The 22157-nt window shown below is 70.2% G+C and carries 16 protein-coding genes; 12 read left to right on the plus strand and 4 right to left on the minus strand.

Annotated elements, in window-relative coordinates; genetic code table 11:
• The first annotated feature begins 38 nt into the window (after nucleotides 1–38).
• The 6 genes from K7G59_RS04645 (at nucleotide 39) to K7G59_RS04670 (ending at nucleotide 8525) form a co-directional block, all read left to right on the plus strand.
• Nucleotides 39–1250, plus strand: coding sequence for an ROK family transcriptional regulator (locus K7G59_RS04645; protein WP_225830526.1), 1212 nt, complete (start codon nucleotides 39–41; stop codon nucleotides 1248–1250).
• Between the two features lie 134 nt (nucleotides 1251–1384).
• Nucleotides 1385–2485, plus strand: coding sequence for a substrate-binding domain-containing protein (locus K7G59_RS04650; RefSeq protein WP_225830752.1), 1101 nt, complete (start codon nucleotides 1385–1387; stop codon nucleotides 2483–2485).
• Nucleotides 2486–2675: 190 nt separating this feature from the next.
• The gene (locus K7G59_RS04655; protein WP_225830527.1) at nucleotides 2676–3467 is read left to right on the plus strand and encodes an ATP-binding cassette domain-containing protein; all 792 of its coding nucleotides are present in this window, start codon (nucleotides 2676–2678) and stop codon (nucleotides 3465–3467) included.
• On the plus strand, nucleotides 3464–4768 hold the full coding sequence (locus K7G59_RS04660; RefSeq protein WP_225830528.1) for a sugar ABC transporter permease: 1305 nt from the start codon (nucleotides 3464–3466) through the stop codon (nucleotides 4766–4768). Before K7G59_RS04655 ends, K7G59_RS04660 begins: the two co-directional genes overlap by 4 nt.
• Nucleotides 4769–4913: 145 nt before the next feature.
• The gene (dxs, locus tag K7G59_RS04665; RefSeq protein ID WP_225830529.1) at nucleotides 4914–6854 is read left to right on the plus strand and encodes a 1-deoxy-D-xylulose-5-phosphate synthase; all 1941 of its coding nucleotides are present in this window, start codon (nucleotides 4914–4916) and stop codon (nucleotides 6852–6854) included.
• 162 nt (nucleotides 6855–7016) lie between these two features.
• Nucleotides 7017–8525 carry an amino acid permease gene (locus K7G59_RS04670; RefSeq protein ID WP_225830530.1) on the plus strand — a complete coding sequence of 503 codons (1509 nt, stop codon included), beginning with the start codon at nucleotides 7017–7019 and terminating at the stop codon, nucleotides 8523–8525.
• Nucleotides 8526–8666: 141 nt separating this feature from the next.
• Here K7G59_RS04670 and K7G59_RS04675 read toward each other — a convergent pair whose 3' ends face one another.
• Nucleotides 8667–9080, minus strand: coding sequence for an NTP pyrophosphohydrolase (locus tag K7G59_RS04675; RefSeq protein WP_225830531.1), 414 nt, complete (start codon nucleotides 9078–9080; stop codon nucleotides 8667–8669).
• A 12-nt stretch (nucleotides 9081–9092) separates the two neighbouring features.
• Entirely contained in the window at nucleotides 9093–10061 is a 969-nt protein-coding gene (locus K7G59_RS04680) for a hypothetical protein (RefSeq protein WP_225830532.1), read from the minus strand.
• Nucleotides 10062–10081: 20 nt separating this feature from the next.
• On the opposite strand from K7G59_RS04680, the gene K7G59_RS04685 reads away from it, so the two are divergent.
• From K7G59_RS04685 to K7G59_RS04710, 6 genes are all read left to right on the plus strand, one after another.
• Complete coding sequence (locus K7G59_RS04685; protein ID WP_225830533.1) at nucleotides 10082–11302, plus strand: CapA family protein; 1221 nt, start codon at nucleotides 10082–10084, stop codon at nucleotides 11300–11302.
• Between the two features lie 271 nt (nucleotides 11303–11573).
• A complete protein-coding gene (locus K7G59_RS04690) occupies nucleotides 11574–13892 on the plus strand; it encodes a HAMP domain-containing protein (RefSeq protein WP_225830534.1) in 2319 nt (772 codons plus the stop codon).
• Nucleotides 13893–13898: 6 nt separating this feature from the next.
• Nucleotides 13899–15650, plus strand: coding sequence for a poly-gamma-glutamate synthase PgsB (gene pgsB, locus K7G59_RS04695; RefSeq protein ID WP_225830535.1), 1752 nt, complete (start codon nucleotides 13899–13901; stop codon nucleotides 15648–15650).
• Complete coding sequence (locus tag K7G59_RS04700) at nucleotides 15647–16129, plus strand: poly-gamma-glutamate biosynthesis protein PgsC/CapC (RefSeq protein ID WP_225830536.1); 483 nt, start codon at nucleotides 15647–15649, stop codon at nucleotides 16127–16129. Before pgsB ends, K7G59_RS04700 begins: the two co-directional genes overlap by 4 nt.
• A gap of 36 nt (nucleotides 16130–16165) precedes the next feature.
• Entirely contained in the window at nucleotides 16166–17221 is a 1056-nt protein-coding gene (locus K7G59_RS04705; RefSeq protein WP_225830537.1) for an NlpC/P60 family protein, read from the plus strand.
• Between the two features lie 56 nt (nucleotides 17222–17277).
• A complete protein-coding gene (locus K7G59_RS04710) occupies nucleotides 17278–18294 on the plus strand; it encodes a hypothetical protein (protein ID WP_225830538.1) in 1017 nt (338 codons plus the stop codon).
• Between the two features lie 263 nt (nucleotides 18295–18557).
• Here K7G59_RS04710 and K7G59_RS04715 read toward each other — a convergent pair whose 3' ends face one another.
• Together K7G59_RS04715 and K7G59_RS04720 are read right to left on the minus strand one after the other, a co-directional pair.
• Nucleotides 18558–20687 (minus strand): 3-hydroxyacyl-CoA dehydrogenase NAD-binding domain-containing protein, encoded by a 2130-nt coding sequence (locus K7G59_RS04715; RefSeq protein ID WP_225830539.1) that lies wholly within the window; start codon nucleotides 20685–20687, stop codon nucleotides 18558–18560.
• Nucleotides 20684–21901 carry an acetyl-CoA C-acyltransferase gene (locus K7G59_RS04720; RefSeq protein WP_225830540.1) on the minus strand — a complete coding sequence of 406 codons (1218 nt, stop codon included), beginning with the start codon at nucleotides 21899–21901 and terminating at the stop codon, nucleotides 20684–20686. Before K7G59_RS04720 ends, K7G59_RS04715 begins: the two co-directional genes overlap by 4 nt.
• Nucleotides 21902–22157 lie beyond the last annotated feature (256 nt).

Below are 22157 nucleotides of genomic sequence, written 5' to 3' on the forward strand. Positions count from 1 at the left end.
TGGGGCTGCCCGGCTGATGTTCGGGAGTGGATGAGTCGATGGAGACTCCGGGGTCGCAGTCGTCGCTGCACCGAGCCAACCTGGAACGAGTCGTGCGGGCCGTACGGCTGGCAGGCTCGCTCACCCAGGCGGAGATCGCGCGGACGACCGGCCTGTCAGCCGCGACGGTCTCCAACATCGTGCGCGAACTGAAGGACGGCGGGACCGTCGAGGTCACGCCCACCTCGGCGGGCGGGCGGCGGGCGCGCAGCGTCAGCCTGAGCGGCGACGCCGGGATTGTCATCGGCGTCGACTTCGGCCACACCCACCTGCGGGTCGCGGTCGGCAACCTCGCCCACCAGGTGCTGGCGGAGGAGGCCGAGCCGCTGGACGTCGACGCCTCTTCCACCCAGGGTTTCGACCGGGCGGAGGAGCTGGTCAACCGCCTGATCGCGGCCACCGGGGTCAACCGCTCGAAGGTCGTCTGCGTGGGGCTCGGCGTGCCCGGTCCGATCGACGTCGAGTCCGGGACCCTCGGCTCCACCACGATCCTGCCGGGCTGGGGCGGCACCAAGCCCGCCGAGGAACTGCGCGAGCGCCTCGGTGTGCCCGTGTACGTGGACAACGACGCCAACCTCGGTGCCCTCGGCGAGCTGGTCTGGGGCAGCGGCAAGGGGGTGCGTGATCTTGCCTACATCAAGGTCGCGAGCGGTGTCGGCGCCGGCCTGGTGATCAACGGGGCGATCTACCGCGGGCCGGGAGGCACCGCGGGCGAAATAGGGCATATTACCCTTGACGAGTCCGGCCCGGTCTGCCGTTGCGGCAACCGTGGCTGCCTGGAGACGTTCACGGCCGCGCGTTATGTGCTCCCGCTGCTCCAGCCCAGCCACGGCACCGACCTGACGATGGAAGGCGTCGTTCGGCTGGCCAGGGACGGGGACCCGGGCTGTCGTCGGGTGATCGCCGACGTCGGCCGCCACATCGGCAGTGGAGTGGCCAATCTCTGCAATCTGCTGAACCCGAGCCGGGTGGTCCTCGGTGGCGATCTCGCCGAGGCCGGTGAGTTGGTGCTCGGGCCGATCAGGGAGTCCGTCGGTCGCTACGCCATCCCCAGCGCGGCGCGTCAACTGTCCGTTCTTCCAGGGGCACTTGGAGGTCGCGCGGAGGTGCTCGGGGCGCTCGCCCTCGCCCTGAGCGAGATGGGCGACTCGACCCTTTTGGAGGGATCTGTCGCTGGAGCGTTGCCCGCCGCTACCCCCGCCTTCACTTAGAGAACGCATGGCACCGTTGCCATCTCGTTAAGGATTTACTTCTTGACGTCGCACGTGTGGCCGAGTTGACTTCCAGCCACCTCGGCCGCAACGACGCGGCCTCGTCAGGGAGGTTTCATCAAGTGAACGCACGTATGCGTCGTGCCGCCGTTGCCGTTGCTGCTGGTGCCATGGCCGTCTCGCTGGCTGCCTGTGGCAGCGCCAAGGAGTCGAAGGGCAGCAGCTCTTCCTCCGAGTCGGCCAAGAAGGGCGACGACATCAAGGTCGGTCTGCTCCTTCCGGAGAACAAGACCGCGCGCTACGAGAAGTTCGACAGGCCGCTGATCGAGAAGAAGATCAAGGAGCTGACGAACGGCAAGGCGACGATCCAGTACAACAACGCCCGCCAGGACGCGAACCTGCAGGCCCAGCAGGTCGACACCATGATCACCAACAAGGTGGACGTGCTGATCCTGGACGCGGTGGACGCCAAGGCCATCCAGAACTCCGTACAGAAGGCCAAGGACGCCGGCATCAAGGTCGTCGCCTACGACCGCCTCGCCGAGGGCCCGATCAGCGCCTACACCTCGTTCGACAACGAGGAGGTCGGCAAGACCCAGGGCGAGGCCCTGCTGAAGGCGCTGGGGAGCAAGGCCACCAAGTCCTCCAAGATCGTCATGGTCAACGGCTCGGTCACCGACCCGAACGCCGCCCTGTTCAAGAAGGGCGCGCACTCCGTCCTCGACGGCAAGGTCACCGTCGCCAAGGAGTACGACACCAAGGAGTGGTCGCCGGACAACGCCAACTCCGAGATGGAGGCGGCTATCTCCGCGGTCGGCAAGGACAAGATCGCGGGCGTCTACTCCGCCAACGACGGCATGGCCGGCGGTATCATCACCGCCCTGAACGCCGCGGGCGTCAAGGTCCCGGTCACCGGCCAGGACGCCGAGCTGGCCGGTGTGCAGCGCATCGTCGCCGGTGAGCAGTACATGAGCGTCTACAAGCCGTACGCCCCCGAGGCCGAGGCCGCCGCCGAGATGGCCGTCGCGCTCGCCCAGGGCAAGTCGCTGGACTCGATCGCCAAGGACAAGGTCTCCTCCGGCTCCGCCACGGACGTCCCGTCGGTCCTGGTCCCGGTCACCTCCCTGACCAAGGACAACATCAAGGACACCGTCATCAAGGACGGCGTCTACACCGTCGCCGAGATCTGCACGGGCAAGTACAAGGACGCCTGCGACAAGCTCGGCCTCAAGTAAGCGGTCCCCGTCCGTGCCTCGTCCCGGCATTCGTCCTTGAACGCCGGTACGGGGACTTCGGAACGGCCGCGCACAGCTCCTCCGGCGCCCCGCGCCATCACACAGCCCCGCAAGCTCGGTGCGGGGTGCCGGACGGAACTCTTCCCCCAAACTTCTGCACAACCTCCCGCCGGGTCAGGCGGCGAAGGAGATGGTTCACGTGTCCGCTACGCCCGTGCTGGCGTTGCGCGGGGTCTCCAAGCGGTTCGGTGCCGTTCAGGCGCTCACCGACGTAGAGCTTGAGGTCCACGCCGGTGAGGTGGTCGCCCTGGTGGGCGACAACGGTGCCGGAAAGTCCACGCTGGTCAAGACGATCGCCGGCGTGCACCCCATCGATGAGGGTGTCATCGAATGGGACGGCAAGCCCGTATCGATCAGCAGGCCGCACGACGCCCAGGCCCTGGGTATCGCGACGGTCTACCAGGACCTCGCGCTGTGCGACAACATCGACGTCGTCGGCAACCTGTTCCTCGGCCGTGAGCTGAGGAAGTGGGGCGTCCTGGACGAGGTCGAGATGGAGCGCCGCTCCCGCGAGCTGCTCACCACGCTGTCCATCCGCATCCCGAGCGTCCGTATCCCGATCGCCTCGCTCTCCGGCGGCCAGCGCCAGACCGTGGCCATCGCCCGCTCGATGCTCGGCGATCCCAAGCTGGTCATCCTGGACGAGCCCACCGCCGCCCTCGGCGTCGAGCAGACCGCCCAGGTCCTCGACCTCGTCGAGCGCCTGCGCGAGCGCGGCCACGCCGTCATTCTCATCAGCCACAACATGGCGGACGTGAAGGCGGTGGCCGACAAGGTCGCCGTCCTGCGCCTCGGCCGCAACAACGGCGTCTTCGAGGTCAAGGCGACCTCGCAGGAGGAGATCATCTCCGCCATCACCGGCGCCACCGACAACGCCGTGACCCGCCGTGCGGCGCGCACGAACGGGGAGGTTTCCAAGTGAGCATCGACAAGACCTCCGCGTCTTCGGCGGCCCCGCAGGACGCGCACGCCGTGGAGAACCCCGAGGCCCCGGCCGCCGCGGTCACCGCGGTCGACCCGCGCCTGCTGGTCCAGGAAGAGGGCCTGCTCGGCTACTGGCACGAGTTCAAGCGCAAGATGAAGGCCGGTGAGCTGGGCTCCCTGCCGGTCATCCTGGGCCTCGCGATCATCTGCGTCATCTTCCAGGTCCTGAACTCCGAGTTCCTCTCCGCGGAGAACATCAACAACATCACGGTCACGATGGTCGGCACGGGGATGATCTCCGTCGGCATCGTCTTCGTGCTGCTGCTCGGCGAGATCGACCTGTCGGTCGGCTCGGTCAGCGGCGCGGGCAGCGCGCTCGCGGCCGTCCTCACGGTCAACCAGGGCTGGCCCGAGTGGGTGGCCGTGCTGGTCGCCATCGCCGCCGGTGCCGCCATCGGCGCCCTGCACGGCTTCTTCTTCGCGGTGCTCGGCGCGCCCGCCTTCGCCGTGACCCTGGCCGGTCTGCTGTTCTGGCTCGGCTTCATGCTGAAGGTGCTGGGCCCGGACGGCACGATCAACCTCGACCCGGACGGTCTGATCGGCAAGCTGACCACGTACACCTTCACGGACGTGGCCGCCGCCTACGGTCTGGCCATCGCCGTGGTCGCGCTGTTCTTCGTCAGCTCCTTCCTCGGCAACCGGCGCCGGGAGGCCGCGGGCGTCCCCTTCCGGCCGCTCAGCGACACGGTCCTGCGCACCGCTCTGCTGGCCGTGGTCTCCTTCGCCGGCGCCTACATGTACAACCAGTACAAGGGCCTGCCCCTGGCCACCGTGATCTTCCTGGCGTTCCTGGTGGGCACCGACTTCGTCCTGCGGCGCACCTCCTACGGCCGCAAGATCTTCGCGCTCGGCGGCAGCGTCGAGGCCTCGCGGCGTGCGGGCATCAACGTCACCGCCGTGCGGATCTCCGTGTTCGCCATCTCCGGCGGCTTCGCGGCGATCGGCGGCCTGTTCCTGGCCTCCAAGATCGCCTCGGCCAACCAGAGCGCCGGTACGGGTGACCTGCTGATGAACGCGATCGCCGCCGCCGTGATCGGTGGTACGTCGCTGTTCGGCGGGCGGGGCCGCACGTGGAACGCGCTGCTCGGTGTGCTGGTGATCGTGTCGATCCAGTACGGTCTGCAGCTGGAGTCCATCGCGGAGCCGGTGAAGTACATGATCACCGCCGCGGTTCTGCTGACCACGGTGGTCATCGACTCCATCACGCGCAAGACCCAGAAGACCGCCGGTCGCGCCTAGCGCCTCCAGGCGTCAGCGACTCCAGGCGGGTGACAGTGCCCGGCGCCCTGAAGGTGCCGGGCGCTGTCGTGTCCCGCTGAGCCCGAAGATTAAACTCGACGGGCCCGGCAACAGCTCGATCAGCTCTACTTGCAAGGAGGCACGGGTGCCGCTGCTGACCCGCATCACGGGACCGCGCGATCTGGACCGGCTCACCCTGGAGGAGCTGGACCAGCTGGCCGGGGAGATCCGGACCTTCCTCGTCGACGCGGTCTCCAAGACCGGCGGCCACCTCGGCCCCAACCTCGGTGTCGTGGAGCTGACCATCGCCCTGCACCGGGTGTTCGACTCGCCCAGGGACAAGGTGCTGTGGGACACCGGCCACCAGTCCTATGTGCACAAGCTGCTCACGGGCCGGCAGGACTTCTCGAAGCTGAAGAGGAAGGGCGGCCTGTCCGGCTACCCCTCGCAGGCCGAGTCCGAGCACGACGTGATCGAGAACAGCCACGCCTCCACGGTGCTCGGCTGGGCGGACGGCATCGCCAAGGCCAACCAGCTGAAGAAGCGGGACAGCCACGTCGTCGCCGTCATCGGTGACGGTGCGCTGACCGGCGGCATGGCCTGGGAGGCGCTCAACAACATCGCCGACGCCAAGGACCGCCCGCTGGTCATCGTCGTCAACGACAACGAGCGGTCGTACGCCCCGACCATCGGCGGTCTCGCCAACCACCTCGCCACCCTGCGCACCACCGACGGCTACGAGCGCTTCCTCGCCCGCACCAGGGAGGTGCTGGAGCGCACCCCGGTCGTCGGCAGGCCGCTGTACGAGACGCTGCACGGCGCGAAGAAGGGGCTGAAGGACTTCATCGCCCCGCAGGGCATGTTCGAGGACCTGGGCCTGAAGTACGTCGGCCCGATCGACGGCCACGACATCGAGGCACTGGAGTCGGCGCTGGCGCGGGCCAAGAGGTTCGGCGGTCCGGTCATCGTGCACTGCCTCACGGAGAAGGGCCGCGGCTACCAGCCCGCCCTCCAGGACGAGGCCGACCGCTTCCACGGCATCGGCCCCATCCACCCCGACACCGGCCTGCCGGTCAAGGCCACGGGCGCCGACTGGACCTCCGTCTTCGGCGAAGAGATGGTCCGGCTCGGCAGGGAACGCGACGACATCGTGGCGATCACCGCGGCCATGCTCCAGCCGGTCGGCCTGAAGGAGTTCGCGGACACCTTCCCCGACCGCATCTACGACGTCGGCATCGCCGAGCAGCACGGCGCCGTCTCCGCCGCGGGCCTCGCGTACGGCGGGCTGCACCCGGTCTTCGCCGTGTACGCCACCTTCCTCAACCGCGCCTTCGACCAGGTCCTCATGGACGTGGCCTTGCACAAGTGCGGGGTGACCTTCGTGCTGGACCGGGCCGGGATCACCGGCACCGACGGCGCCTCGCACAACGGCATGTGGGACATGTCCATCCTGCAGGTCGTGCCGGGGCTGCGGCTGGCCGCGCCGCGTGACGCCGATCAGGTGCGCGCGCAGCTGCGCGAGGCGGTCGAGGTGAAGGACGCGCCGACCGTGGTGCGCTTCTCCAAGGGCGCCGTCGGCCCCGCCGTACCGGCCGTGGGCCGCGTCGGCGGCATGGACGTGCTGCGCGAGCCCGGCACCGACCGGCCGGACGTGCTGCTGGTCTCCGTGGGTGCCCTCGCCCCGATGTGCCTGGAGATCGCCGGACTGCTCGACAAGCAGGGCATCTCCACCACCGTAGTCGACCCCCGCTGGGTCAAGCCCGTCGACGAGGCCATGGCCCCGCTGGCGGACCGGCACCGGGTCGTCGTCACCGTCGAGGACAACGGCCGGGTCGGCGGTGTCGGCTCCGCGATCGCGCAGGCCCTGCGGGACGCGGGCGTGGACGTGCCGCTGCGCGACTTCGGCATCCCGCCGCGCTTCCTCGACCACGCCTCCCGCGCCGAGGTGATGGCCGAGATCGGGCTGACCGCGCCGGACATCGCCCGCCAGGTCACCGGGCTGGTCGCCAGGCTGGACGGCCGGTTCGACCGTACGGCCGACGCGGTGGACTCCGGTGTGGAGTCCGTGGAGCCCGCCCGCGACTAGGAAACCGACGGGAAACCGCTCGTCTCCGGGCCGGTTGCGCCACTCCCAGCGGTGGCGGAACCGGCCCGTGTGCGTGAACCTGCCTGTGCCGGGGCAGACGCGACCCCGGCCCTCTCGATCAGTCGAGCCAAGTCGAGGACGACAAGCGTGGGAGGTAGGCACGTGAGCAGCACGCTCTTCAGGACGAAGAACGTCGAGCAGTCCATCCGGGACACCGAGGAACCCGAGCACTCGCTCAAGAAGTCTCTCTCCGCGCTCGATCTGACCGTCTTCGGCGTCGGTGTCATCATCGGCACCGGCATCTTCGTCCTCACCGGGCAGGTGGCCAAGAACAACGCCGGTCCGGCGGTGTCCCTGGCCTTCGTGGCGGCCGGCGTGGTCTGCGGGCTCGCCGCCCTGTGCTACGCCGAGTTCGCCTCCACGGTCCCCGTGGCGGGCTCCGCGTACACGTTCTCGTACGCCTCCCTGGGCGAACTGCCCGCCTGGATCATCGGCTGGGACCTGGTCCTGGAGTTCGCACTGGGCACGGCGGTGGTGGCGGTCGGCTGGTCCGGCTACATCCGCTCGCTGCTGGACAACGCGGGCTGGCACCTGCCGGACTACCTGGGCAGTCGGGACACCGCTCACGGCTTCGGCTTCGACATCCTCGCCGCCGCCCTGGTACTGGTGCTCACCGGCGTCCTCGTCCTCGGCATGAAGCTGTCCGCCCGGATCACCTCCCTCGTCGTCGCCATCAAGCTGGCCGTCGTACTCATCGTGATCGTCGCCGGTGCCTTCTTCGTCAACGGCGACAACTACAAGCCCTTCGTCCCCCCGTCCCAGGCGGTACCGGCGGGCGGCAGCCTCAAGGCCCCGCTCATCCAGCTGATGTTCGGCTGGGCGCCCGCCAACTTCGGCGTGATGGGCATCTTCACCGCCGCCTCGGTGGTGTTCTTCGCGTTCATCGGCTTCGACATCGTCGCCACGGCCGCCGAGGAGACCCGCAATCCGCAGCGCGACATGCCGCGCGGCATCCTCGGCTCGCTGTTCATCTGCACCGTGCTCTACGTCGCCGTCTCCATCGTCGTCACCGGCATGCAGAAGTACACCAAGCTGTCGGTGGAGGCGCCGCTCGCCGACGCGTTCAAGGCGAACGGGCACCCCTGGTACGCCGGCGTGATCAGCTTCGGCGCCGCCGTGGGCCTGACCACCGTCTGCATGATCCTTCTTCTCGGCCAGACCCGGGTGTTCTTCGCGATGAGTCGCGACGGGCTGCTGCCCCGGTTCTTCTCGCGCGTCCACCCGCGCTTTCGGACCCCGCACCGGCCGACCATCCTGCTCGGCGTGATCATCGCGATCGTGGCCGGCTTCACCAGCCTGAGCGCACTGGCGGAACTGGTGAACATCGGCACGCTGTTCGCGTTCGTCGTCGTCGCCTTCAGCGTCGTCATCCTGCGCAGGACCCGTCCCGACCTGCCCCGCGCCTTCCGCACCCCGTGGGTTCCGGTCGTCCCGGTCCTGTCCGTGTGCGCCTCGCTGTGGCTGATGCTCAACCTGCCCGCCGAGACCTGGATCCGGTTCGGCGTGTGGATGGTCATCGGCTTCGCCGTCTACTTCCTCTACGGCCGCACCCACAGCCGCCTCGCCCAGCGCGAGCAGGCCGTGCGCCCGCCCGCCGGGAACGTCCCATGACCGCACGGACCGTCTCCCCGGCCTGCTGACCGCGCACCGGCTCGCAGGCGGCGGTCACGACGGACCGCGGGACGGGGAGAGGTACGCCGTCGCGGGCGCCTGGCCGGTGTACGCCGGGGTGCCGAGGGAGTGGGGGAGGGCTCAGTCCAGCAGCACGCGGGGGCCGGTGACCCGGGCGCCCAGTTCCGTGACCCGCCGCCGCAGCTCACGGTCGGCGGTCACCACCACGCAGGGGCGGTCGCCCGCCGCCGCCGTGAGTTCCACGATGAGGTCGTCGCCGCTGCCGGGCGCCTCCTCGACACGCACCCCGGGGACGGAGCGGACGCCCCGGGCCGCGCCCTCGACCACCAGCACCAGCTCCAACGGCCCGGCCAGCCCCGCGGTCCCGGACCGGGCGAACGGCACCAGCCGGTCGCGCAGGCGTTCGGCGGCGCCGCGGCGGTCGCGCCACCAGCCGTCGGGCACGGATCCGACGACGTTCGCGCCGTCCACGACGAGCAGCGGCAGCGCAGTGGCCGCCGGAACGCCGTCCGGGATCCCTGTGTCGTCCGCCATGCCCACAGGTTGTCACACGCCGGAGTACCAGCGGCGGGTGAGCCCGCTGATGACCGCGGCGGCGCGTTCGGCGGTCGGACCGTCGATGCGCACCTCGTTGGCGAACTCCACGTGCAGGAACGGCACATGAGCGGCGTCGGCGGCCCGGCCCTGCATGTTCTCCTTGCCCTCCAGGGGGCAGGCGCGCACCCAGGCCCGGCACACGTGGAACCCGCTTCTGCCCAGGGCGTCGGCCAGCCTGCGGCCGTCCGCGCGGCCCGTCGACCCGGCGCCGGTGGAGGCGACCACGTCGTACTGGGGGGCGGAGGAGAAGGCGAAGCCGTGCAACTGGATCCCGGGCATCCCGCGGCGGATCAGCTCGGCGCAGATGGCGTGGAAAACGGTGTCCCGGCGGTGCGCCACGTCTGCGGAATTTCCGATTCCGGCTTTGCGATGTGCTCCCGCGATCACCAGGACGCCGCCGGGCGAGCCGCGCAGGACCCGTACGCCCAGCTGCTCGGTGCCCTCGTCGAAGACGGGGTGCGGGACCTGTACCGACCAGCGCGGACGGTGCTCCAGGTCCATGTAGACCCGGCCCCAGCCGCGCGGTGCCACGGCGTCGTCGGTGCGGTCGGCCACTTCGGTGAAGCGGCGCCCGGAGACTCGGTCGACGACGGTGCGGACCGTGAAGTCCCGCTGGGAAAGCAACCGTTCCGCTTGCTTGCGGCGGCCGTCGATGAGGAGGCCGACCGCATCGGCGACGGCCTCGCGGTCGGCCCGGCCGGGTGGCCGGTAGCCGTGGCCCGGACCGAACCGGCTGGTGTAGTCCGCCACCTCGCGGGCCAGGTCGACCTGTTGGGCCCCCTTGCCGCCCGGGTGGGCCGCGCCGTCCGTGCCGGTGTCCCGGCCCGCGCGGAGCACGGCGGTCAGCCCGGCGGCAAGTCCGGCGATGACCAGCAGAATTGTTGCGATCGTTATGATTCGCGAGCGAGTGGCTCTCATGGCTGTATCAAGATATCCCGGTGACCAGACGTCTTAGCCGCACCCTGCTGACCCTGCTGCCTCCGCTCTCCCTCGTCGCCGCCGTCGCCGGCTGCGGCCTGCTCCCGGGCGACGGGGGTGACCAGGGCGGCGGGCGTTCGTTCACCGTCGCGGCGGCCGGGGACATCCTGATGCACCCCGAACTCGTCGACCAGGCCCGCAAGGACGCCAAGCGCACCGGCCAGGGCGTGGACGGGCTCGACTTCGGGCCGATGATGGCCGGCGTCAAGCCGCTCATCAGCAAGGCCGACCTGGCCATCTGCCACCAGGAGCCGGTGATGGGCGACCCGAAGGGCCCGTTCGAGGGCTTCCCCGACTTCGCGGTGCCGCCGCAGACCGCGAAGACGATCAAGGATCTCGGCTACGACACCTGCTCCACCGCCTCGAACCACACCCTCGACCACGGGTACGAGGGTGTGAAGCGCACCCTGGACGCGCTGGACGCCGCCGGGGTGAAGCACACCGGCTCCTTCCGCACCCAGAAGGAGGGGCTGACCCCGCTGATCCTGGACGTCAAGGGCGTCAAGGTCGCGCAGATATCCTTCGCGTACGGCTTCAACGAGCCGCACGCCATGCCGAAGGACAAGCCGTGGCTCGCCAACCAGCAGAGCCTGCGCGCGATCCAGGCCGCCGAGCAGCGGGCCCGCAAGGCCGGCGCCGAGGTGGTCATCCTCTCCCTGCACTGGGGGCACGAGCACGACCCCAGCCCCACCGCCACGCAGCTCTCCTTCGCCCGGCAGCTCGCCGAGCACACCGGCATCAACCTGGTCATCGGCCACCACGCGCACGTCGTCCAGCCGATGGAGAAGGTCGACGGCCGCCTGTGGGTCGCCTACGGCATGGGCAACCAGATCGCCCGGCACGAGCAGCCGACGGGGCTGACCGAGGAGGGTGTGATCGGCTGGTTCACCTTCACCGAGCACGGCAAGGGCCACTGGGAGGTCCAGCCGCGCTTCGAACCGACGATGCTGCAGATCCCGCCGGACGCCGTCAACGCCACCGACGGCAACAAGGCCGTCTACACCGACGACGACGCACGCGACTACCGTCTGCTGGACGTGCCGGTCGCGCTCCGCGACGACAAGGACCTCACCGACCGCCAGCGGGCTCGGCTGAGGCTCGCGTTCGAGCGCACCGAGGGCACGATGCTCAACCGCGGCGCGGCCAAGGACGGCCTGAAGCCGCTGACGCCGCTGCCCTGACGGCGGGTACGTCTGCCCCGGTTCGAGCACCTAAACGCGAATGTCGTGCAGATCACACAGGTAGGTAGGCAACTTTATGAGCCACTTACACATCTGAGTGCTGCGAGTGCACCTGCCGCTACAGGTGTACGCAGCGCGGACATATGTCCGAATAGTTGAACAATCGTCCCTGAATCCCTGTGCGGAACTGACCGGCCGCACACCCTGAGAGGACCCTCCCTTGGCGTCATCGCCCCCGGCGCGGCAGCACCGAGCCCGCCGACGAGCCGACATGTCGCTGATCGGAGGCATCCGACCGCCGATCGCGGTGCTGTCGGTGCTTCTGCTGTCGCTCGCCGGTATCACGGCGCTCGTGCTGGGTCGCGTCGACAACGCCGGTGTGCCGAAGGCGGTGCTGACCTCCCAGCAGCACTTCGCGGAGGACGGCGCGATCGCGCTGCGTGCCTCCATCGACGAGTCCGTCACCGACCTCACCCGCTCCGCCGCGCTGTTCAGCGCGGGCCAGCCGGTCACCGGTGACGCCGTCCTCGACAAGCTCGGCAGCAGCTACCAGAAGTGGATGGGTACCGCGGTCGTCGAGATCCGCACCGGCAAGCTGGTCGCGGCCCGCGGCGAGACCGTGCCGCTCACCTCGGTGAACACCGCCACCCTCGGGGACGAGGGCGGGCTCTCCCCGCGCCTGGTCAAGCTGAAGAACGGCGAGACCCGGCTGCTGTCCTTCGCGCTGCTGACCTGGCCGGGCAGGCCGCAGCTGCTGCTGGTGGCCTCCAGCACCCTGAAGGCGCCTGGTATCAGCCTCGGCCCGTTCCGCTCCATCGCCGTGGTCGACGCCGACGGCTCGGTCCTCAGCAGCGACGGCATCCCCGAGCCCGAGCAGACGCGCAACAGGGCCGACCGCGTGGACGCCAAGGCCTCCCGCAAGCAGCTCAAGGCGTTCGCCGAGATCGCCGCCCGCAAGGCCAAGAAGGACCCGCGCACCACCAAGGAACCCGGCATGGGCGGGTACCAGGGCGTCAGCGGCAGCCTGCTGGGCGGGCACGTGCTCAGCGACCGCTCCGTCGCCGGATACGCCGCCCTCGCCGCCCCGGAGCCGGGCGAGACCACCACCGCCTCCGGGCTCGGCCTGTCCGTGGTGGCCATGGTCAAGGTGGCCGAGGACCCGGACCGCCCCGGTTCCCCGGTGTTCGGCGTCCTCGCGGCCGGCGCGCTCCTCGTCGTCGGCGGCATCGCCGTGGCCGTGCTGCTCGGCACGGTGCAGCGCCCGCTGATCCGGCTGTTCCTGGAGTCCCGCCGGCTCACCCGCGGTGACCTGAACCGGCCTGTCACCGTTCCCGGCTACGGCGAGACGCGCCGCGTCGGCACCGCCCTGGAACAGCTGCGGCGCCAGCTGCTCGGCGAGAGCCCCGAGCAGACCGGTCCCACGCCGCGCCAGAGCGGGCTGCGCCGGGTGGGCACCCCGGCCGTGCTGGCCGTCTGCGCCGTCCTGCTGATGGCCTGGTCGGCACCGCTGATGCTGATGGTCAACCGCGCCGACAGCACGGCCGTCGTACCGCAGCAGCTCGTCAGCGACCAGCGTGAACGCACCGACACCCTCAGCGACCGGGTGCGCCGCGGGCTCAACGAGGGCAGCGCCGACCTGGAGTCGGTGGCGTCCCTGATCGGCAACAAGACCGAACCGGACGCCATGGACAAGGTCCTGGAGCGCACCCTCAACGAGAACCACCGCTACCGCTCGCTCTACGTCGTCGACTCCTCCGGCGAGATCCTGACCCGGGAGGGCAAGGAGCCCAAGGTGATCCGGTCCCACCGGGTCTCCAGCAGCCCGATCCGGCTGCTCGGCCGCGGCGGCAAGGAGCCCGTCGTCGTCGGCAACGCCGAGATCCCCGGCCGGGGCGGCGCCCAGCTCGTCGGCGAGTTCCGCGTCGAGTTCTTCAACGCGCTGCTGACCCGGCCCGGCCTGGGCGTGGTCCGCCTCGTCGACAACCGCGGCGGGATCATCGCGGGCAACACCGGTTTCCTCGCCTTCCACTCGCTGCCCGACGGCCATCTCAAGGACCTGGTCGCGGCCAGCGGCCAGCGGCTCGGGAAGAAGGCCCGTGCCAACGGCGTGCTCTACCGCGAGCACGGGGTACGGATCGCCGCCGCCGCCCCGTTCAACGGCGGTGGCGCCGCCGAGTCCCTCGGCTGGTCCGTGGTCAGCTGGCAGCCCGCCAACCGGCTCGCCATCCCCGAGTACGACGCCCAGAACCGCACCGTGCTCGCCGGGCTGCTCGGCGCCGCCGCGGCCGTCGCCTGCCTGGGCTGGCTGCACATCGTGGTGGCCCGGCCGCTGCGCGCGCTGGCCGGCCGGGCCGAGGCGCTGGCCGGCGGCGACCGCAAGACGGTCCTGTTCCCGCAGCACCACGACGAGGTCGGCGCGGTCACCCGCTCGCTGGAACTCATCCGCCAGCAGCTGCAGGACCAGCGCCGGCAGCAGCCACGCCGCACCCCGCCCCCGGCGTCCGCGCCCCCGGCGTCCGGCCCCCAGGCGTCCGGCCCCCAGATCTCCGCGCCCCAGCAGTACACGCCCGAGCAGTACACAAGGAACTGATCACCCGTGCTCTTCCTCTACACCGTGCTGCTGGTGTGCTGCGCGATCCTGCTCGTCGCAGGCGTCGTGGAGCAGCGGCGGCACTTCACCAACCTGGACCACATACCCACCCGGGTGCTGATCAACGGCATCCGCGGCAAGTCCTCCATCACCCGGCTGTGCGCGGGCGCGCTGCGCGGCGGCGGGCTGGTGACCGTCGCCAAGACGACCGGCACCGCGGCCCGGTTCATCCACCCGGACGCCACCGAGGAACCGGTCTACCGCAAGTTCGGCATCGCCAACGTGGTCGAGCAGATCGGCATCGTGCGGCGCGCCGCCGCCTACAAGCCGGACGCGCTCGTCATCGAGTGCATGGCGGTCATGCCGGCCCTGCAGGAGATCAACCAGTCCAAGCTGATCCGCTCCACGATCGGCGTGCTGTGCAACGTCCGTGAGGACCACCTCGCCGAGATGGGCCCCACCCTCGACGACGTGGCCCGCTCACTGAGCCGCTCGATGCCCGAGGACGGCATCTGCGTCACCGCCGAGAAGGACCGCTTCCACATCCTCCAGGAGGAGGCGGACTCCCGGAACTGCCGGCTCATCTACGCCGACCCCGAGACGGTCACCGACGAGGAGCTGCGCGGCTTCAGCTGGTTCACCTTCAAGGAGAACGTGGCCATCGCCCTCACCGTCGCCGAACTCCTCGGCGTCGACCGGGAGACGGCCCTGCAGGGCATGTACGAGGCCCCGCCGGACCCCGGTGTCCTCTCCGTCGAGCGCTACCAGACGCACGAGGGCAAGAAGCTGCGCTTCGCCAACGTCTTCGCGGCCAACGACCCCGAGTCGACGCTGATGAACATCAACCAGCTGCTCGACCTCGGCGCCATCCACCGCCCGCTCAACGTGGTCATCAACTGCCGCCCCGACCGCGTCGAGCGCAACGGGCAGATGGGCGAGATCATCCCCGACCTCGATCCGGAGCGCGTCTTCGTCATCGGCCACCCGGCCAAGTCCGCCATCGACGCCATCCCGGCCGAGTTCCGCTCGCGCGCCGTAGACCTCGGTGGCGACAAGCGTGACCCCGAGGAATTCATGGGCAAGATGCTGGACATGCTCGGCCCGGACTCCTCGATGGTCGCGATCGGCAACATCCACGGCCAGGGCGAGATCCTGCTGGAGCACCTCGCCGAACTCCCGGCGGACGACAGCGCCGAGGAGCCCGCCGCCGCGGCCCCGGCCGGCCGCGCGGCCACGTCGCCCGCCGTGGTCGAGCACGTCGAGACCATGCAGCTGTACGCCCCCCGGATCGACCCCTACCAGGGCTACCCGGAGGCGTACGAATCGCGCTACAGCCAGCAGCCGTACACCGCGCAGCAGCCCTACGTCCCGCAGATCCCCGTGCAGCGTGCCGCCGAGCACCCGCACCCGGGCGACGACTGGCCGCAGCAGCACCCGAACGACGACTGGCCGCAGCACGGCCGGCAGGGGCACGACGACTGGCCGCAGCACGATCAGCGGGGCCAGGACGACTGGCCGCAGCACGATCAGCGGGGCCAGGACGACTGGCCGCAGCACGATCAGCGGGGCCAGGACGACTGGCCGCAGCGGCACCAGGACGCCGCCGCGCCGCACGCTCCCGCCGTCCCGCAGGCGGACCGGGACCAGGGCCACGCGGCCGGACCGCCCCAGTTCCGCGGGCTGTTCGAGCCCCGCATCTACCCCCAGCCTTCCGCCGACGACAGCCAGCAGTGGCACAGCCCAGGAGAACAGCGTTGATCCCCTCCGTCCTCACCCCCGAGATCGCCGCGATCGGTATCGGCCTGGGTCTGATGTTCTCGCTGATGTGCTACCTGACGACCAATCTGTCGCCGGGAGGCATGATCACGCCGGGCTGGCTCGCGCTCACCCTCATCGAGGACCTCCAGCGGGCCGCCCTGGTGGTCGGCGTGACCGTGCTGACCTACCTCGCCACCCTGCTGATGCAGAAGTTCGTGATCCTGTACGGCAAGCGGCTGTTCGCGGCCGTCGTGCTCAGCGGCGTGCTCATCCAGGCCACCGTGATCATCGTGCTGCAGATGGAGTTCCCGCTGCTGTACGCCAACCAGACGCTCGGTTTCATCGTCCCGGGCCTGATCGGCTACCAGCTGGTCCGCCAGCCCAAGGGCGCCACCCTGCTGTCCGTCGGATCGGTCACCCTGGCCACCTACGTGGTCCTGACCGCCGGCATCCTGCTGGGCGCCCTGCCCTCCGCCTGAGCCCGTCTGTTCCCGACGTATTCTGGAGCCCCCACCATGCCGAAGCGCAAAGGCCGCCCCGTCGTCCACACGGCGACGGTCCTGGCGCTGCTCGCGGGCAGCGCGTACTTCACCATCGAACTGCGCAAGGACGCAGAGGCCAAGGCCCCTGCCGCCCAGACGGTCACCGACAACGCCCTGCAGAACTCGGGCAAGGCGACCGGCAAGCAGACCTGGGAGCGACTGAACGACCCGGCCCGCTCGGTGCTGCGCGACGGCAAGGGCGCGGTCATCGCCACCTTCACCGACGGCGCCCGCACCGCCACCCTCAAGGGCCCGTCGCGCACCTTCAGCGAGCCCGCCAACACCAGCACCAAGGTCGTCACGGACGACTGGATCCGCCTCATGCCGGAACCCTGGACCAAGGGCGCCGAGAACCAGCAGTGGTTCAAGGACTGGTTCAAGCAGTACTACGGCAGCCAGGAGGACGACATCTTCGCGATCGCCTTCCAGTACGTGCAGGGCGCCCCGGTCAAGAAGGACTCGGCGGGCGTGCCGTACGCGGGTGACGCGGTCTTCGGCCCGTTCAAGCCGGACGGCGTGGACCGCCTGGAGCAGAACGACTTCTACGACTACCTCGGCATCCCGTACACCTTCCGCAACGGCGTCACGATGTATCCGCGCAAGGAGCGCTACCGGGCGCTGGACTGCTCCGGCTTCATCCGGATGGTGTTCGGCTACCGCGCCCGCTACCCGCTGATGCCCACCAACGACGCCGGTGACGGTCTCCCGCGCACCGCCAACGGCATGGCCCGTTCCAAGGCCGGCGTCGACATCATCAAGCTCCAGGGGCCCGCTCCCTGGTACACCCGCCCGAAGAACACCGACATGCTGCAGCCGGGCGACCTGCTGTTCTTCAAGATGGACCACCGCACCGGCGACCACATCGACCACTCCGCCCTGTACCTGGGCCTGGACACCGAGGGCCACAAGGTCTTCATCTCCAGCCGCAAGGAGCAGAACGGCCCCACGATCGGCGACAAGGGCGGTGTCTCCCGCATCGACGGCGACGGCTTCTACGCCGAGCTGTTCCGCAGCGCCAAGCGGCTGTGACCGGTCGGGCGGGGGCCGGGCCACGGCACGTACCGGGCGCGGCATAGAGTGAACCGGTGAACGGCAACTGGCTCCTGCGCGGCCGAGACGGCCGGCTCAGTGTCTACCAGCTGTCGGGCGAGTCCGTCCGGTGCCGGGCGGAGCGCGCCTGTGGCGGCCCCTGGACCGAACCGCGCCAGGTGGGCGGCGATCAGCGGCTCCACCCCGTGCTCGCGGTCGGGCAGGGCCTGGACGGCTACGCCCATCTGGTCTCCTGGCGGCCCACGGCCAAGGGGGAGTCGGGGCTGGTGCACTCCACCCACTTCCGTCCCCGCCTCGCCGCCCTGGACTGGGCACCGATCGGCCACCCGGACAAGAAGGGCGACCGCGCGGGCACGCCCGCCGTGGCCGTCGACGCCCAGGGCCGCGCCCACGTCTTCGTCCGCAACAACGACGGCGGGGTGAGCCTGCTCGCCCAGAAGGAGAAGGGCGGCTGGGAGCCCTGGCGGGACCTGAAGGGCAAGGAGGTCCAGGACGGCCTCGCCGCGGTGACGCAGGAGTCCGGCCGGGTCGACCTGTACGCGGCCACCCCGGCCGGCATCCTCTACTGGCACCAGGAGGAACCCGGCGCCCAGCCGGTCCTCCAGGAAGCCCTGGAGGCCCCGGTCCGCCCCGGCACCCTGCACGCGCTGGCGACATCCCCCGAGAGCACGACCGTCTTCTACACCGACACCTCGGGCGACCTGTGCACCTGGCGCCCCGGCAGCGCCCCGGCCACCCTCCTCGCCTCGGCGGGCCCCGGTCCGGTCGCCGCGGTCCGCTGCGACCTGGACGGCCACGACTGCACCCTGCTGGCCCAGCGCAGCGCGAGCGGCCGGGTGGCCTTCGCCGCCTACCCCACGGAACTCGAGTCGGCCGGCGCGTGGTGGACCGAGTCGGGCCCCCTGCTCCCGCTGGATGCGACGGTGGCCCTGGCCACGGACGAGGACGACCGCGTGGTGGCGGCCACGCTGTCCCCCTCCACCGGCCAACTCCTCCTGACCCGCCGCAAGGACGAGCCGGGGCTGGCACTGCAGGCGTGGCGCCAGATGTGAAGCGGTGCCACAGAGCTGAACGCAACAGGCTTTGCTCTCAAGCGCGTTCGGCGGGGTGCGGCGAGGAAGCTCCGGTGAACCACGAGGGCCTCGTCGATACCCGGCAACGCGTCCTCGCCCCGTCCGTGTGACACGGGTGCTCCACGCCGGCTCACCGGCCGCCGGCCTCACCGTGCACTCCCTGAACGCCGGGCCCTGACAACGCCGCTGCCCGGCACACCGGTCGGTGTGCCGGGCAGCGTACGGCCGTACGGTGCGTGCTGTCAGGCCGGGACGCTGGCCACGCCCGGGGCCAGGAACTTCTTGGCGTTCATACGCTCCGAGACGCCCTCGCGGTCCAGGTACGGCGTGATGCCGCCCAGGTGGAAGGGCCAGCCGGCGCCCGTGATCAGGCAGAGGTCGATGTCCTGGGCCTCGGCGACGACGCCCTCGTCGAGCATCAGGCCGATCTCCTGGGCCACCGCGTCCAGGACGCGGGCGCGGACCTGCTCCTCGGTCAGGACGGTGTCGCCCTGCTTGAGCAGCGCGGCGACCTCCGGGTCCAGCTCCGGCTTGCCGCTGTCGTAGACGTAGAAGCCGCGCTTGCCCGCCTCCACGACCGCCTTGAGGTTCGGGGAGACCTTGAAGCGGTCCGGGAAGGCCCGGTTGAGGGTCTCCGAGACGTGCAGGCCGATCGCCGGGCCGACCAGCTCCAGGAGGACGAGCGGGGACATCGGCAGGCCCAGGGGCTCCACCGCCTTCTCCGCCGCCTCGACCGGGGTTCCCTCGTCGATGACGTTCTGGATCTCGCCCATGAAGCGGGTCAGGATGCGGTTGACGACGAACGCCGGGGCGTCCTTGACCAGAACCGCGGTCTTCTTCAGCTTCTTGGCGACGGCGAACGCGGTCGCGAGCGAGGCGTCGTCCGTCTTCTCGCCGCGGACGATCTCCAGCAGCGGCAGGACCGCGACCGGGTTGAAGAAGTGGAAGCCGACGACCCGCTCGGGGTGCTTCAGCTTCGAGGCCATCTCCGACACGGAGAGCGAGGAGGTGTTGGTGGCGAGGATCGCGTGCGCCGGGGCGACCGCCTCGACCTCGGCGAACACCTGCTGCTTGACGCTGATCTCCTCGAACACGGCCTCGATGACGAAGTCCGCGTCCGCGAAGCCCTCGGCCTTGTCCAGGACACCGGTCACCAGCGCCTTGAGGCGGTTGGCCTTGTCCTGGTTGATCCGGCCCTTGCCGAGCAGCTTGTCGATCTCGGCGTGGACGTAACCCACACCCTTGTCGACGCGCTCCTGGTCGATGTCGGTCAGGACGACCGGCACCTCCAGGCGGCGCAGGAAGAGCAGGGCGAGCTGGGAGGCCATCAGGCCCGCGCCCACCACGCCGACCTTGGTGACCGGACGCGCCAGGTTCTTGTCCGGGGCGCCGGCCGGGCGCTTGCCGCGCTTCTGCACCAGGTTGAAGGCGTAGATGCCGGAGCGCAGTTCACCGCCCATGATCAGGTCGGCGAGGGCCTGGTCCTCGGCGTCGTAACCCTGCTGCAGGTCGCCGTTCTTGGCGGCGGCGATGATGTCCAGGGCGCGGTAGGCGGCCGGGGCCGCGCCGTGCACCTTGGAGTCGGCGATGAACCGGCCCTTGGCGACGGCCTGATCCCAGGCCTCACCGCGGTCGATCACCGGACGCTCGACCTCGATCTCGCCCTTGAGGACGTTCGCCGTCCAGATCAGCGACTGCTCCAGGAAGTCGGCACCCTCGAAGAGGGCGTCGGCGATGCCCAGTTCGAAGACCTGCTTGCCCTTGAGCTGCTTGTTCTGGTTCAGGCTGTTCTCGATGATCACCGAGACGGCCTTGTCCGCGCCGATCAGGTTCGGCAGGATCGTGCAGCCGCCCCAGCCCGGGACCAGGCCCAGGAAGACCTCGGGCAGCGAGAAGGCGGGCAGCGCCTTCGACACCGTGCGGTAGGTGCAGTGCAGGCCGACCTCGACGCCGCCGCCCATGGCCGCGCCGTTGTAGTAGGCGAAGGTCGGGACCGCGAGGGCCGCCAGGCGCTTGAAGACCTCGTGGCCGCCCTTGCCGATGGCGAGCGCGTCCTCGTGCCTCTTCAGCAGCTCGACGCCCTTGAGGTCGGCGCCGACGGCGAAGATGAACGGCTTGCCGGTGATGCCGACGCCGACGATCGCGCCCTCGGCCGCCTCCTTCTCCACCTGGTCGATCGCGGTGTTGAGGTTCGCGAGCGAGGCGGGGCCGAAGGTGGTCGGCTTGGTGTGGTCGAAGCCGTTGTCCAGCGTGATGAGCGCAAAGCGCCCGGCGCCGAACGGCAGGTCGAGGTGGCGGACGTGCGCGGACGTCACGACCTCGTCGGGGAACAGCTCGGCCGCACCCTTCAGAAGCTCAGCGGTGGTGCTCACTTGTCCCCCTCGAAGTGCGGGTTCTCCCAGATGACCGTCGCGCCCATGCCGAAGCCGACGCACATGGTGGTCAGGCCGTAGCGGACGTGGCGCTGCTCCTCGAACTGGCGGGCCAGCTGCGTCATCAGGCGGACGCCGGAGGAGGCCAGCGGGTGGCCGTAGGCGATGGCGCCGCCGTACTGGTTGACGCGCTCGTCGTCGTCCGCGATGCCGTAGTGCTCCAGGAAGGCCAGGACCTGGACGGCGAACGCCTCGTTGATCTCGAACAGACCGATGTCGGAGATGGACAGGCCCGCCTTGGCGAGGGCCTTCTCCGTGGCCGGGATCGGGCCGTAGCCCATGACCTCCGGCTCGACGCCCGCGAAGGCGTACGAGACGAGGCGCATCTTGACCGGCAGGCCGTTCTCGCGGGCGAAGTCCTCGCTCGCGATGATCGAGGCGGTGGCGCCGTCGTTCAGACCGGCCGCGTTGCCGGCGGTGACCCGGCCGTGCACGCGGAACGGCGTCTTGAGGCCCTGCAGGTTCTCCAGGGTCGTACCCGGGCGCATCGGCTCGTCGGCGGTGACCAGGCCCCAGCCGGTCTCGCCGGCCTCGGGGTTGGTGCGGCGCACCGAGATCGGCACCAGGTCCTGCTGGATCTTGCCGTTGGCGTACGCCTTGGCGGCCTTCTCCTGCGAGCGCACCGCGTACTCGTCCGCGCGCAGCTTGGTGATCTGCGGGTAGCGGTCGTGCAGGTTCTCCGCGGTCATGCCCATGAACAGGGCGGACTCGTCGACGAGCTTCTCGGAGACGAAGCGCGGGTTGGGGTCCACGCCCTCGCCCATCGGGTGGCGGCCCATGTGCTCGACGCCGCCGGCGATGACGGCGTCGTAGGCGCCGAAGGCGATCGAACCGGCGGTGGTCGTCACGGCGGTCAGCGCACCGGCGCACATGCGGTCGATCGAGTAGCCCGGGACGGACTGCGGCAGCCCGGCGAGGATGCCGGCCGTGCGGCCGAGGGTCAGGCCCTGGTCGCCGATCTGCGTGGTCGCGGCGATGGCGACCTCGTCGATCTTCTTCGGGTCCAGGCCGGGGTTGCGGCGCAGCAGCTCCCGGATCGCCTTCACGACAAGGTCGTCGGCGCGGGTCTCGTGGTAGATGCCCTTCGGGCCCGCCTTGCCGAACGGGGTGCGGACGCCGTCGACGAAGACGACGTCCCTGACGGTACGAGGCACGATGGCTCTCCTCCAGGGTGCGGGATGGCACTGCTGCGTTGCGCTGAGCGCGCGCTCAGGGCCCATGCTACTTATGAGTAACGTAGCTGCACAGTCCTGCCGGGGCGAGCGGTGAACGTCACACCGGCGATCCTGGGTCTCTGGGCGGACAGCGCACCGGCAGGCGCGTCGCATGCCCTCCCGGATCTTGGCGTGATCTCGACGTTCCTGTTCCACTTCCCCGGCCCTCGGACGGCCTCGGGGAGAGCGCCGAGCG

It is taken from the genome of Streptomyces sp. NK08204, from assembly GCF_020400585.1.
In the GTDB taxonomy this organism is placed as follows: Bacteria; Actinomycetota; Actinomycetes; order Streptomycetales; family Streptomycetaceae; genus Streptomyces.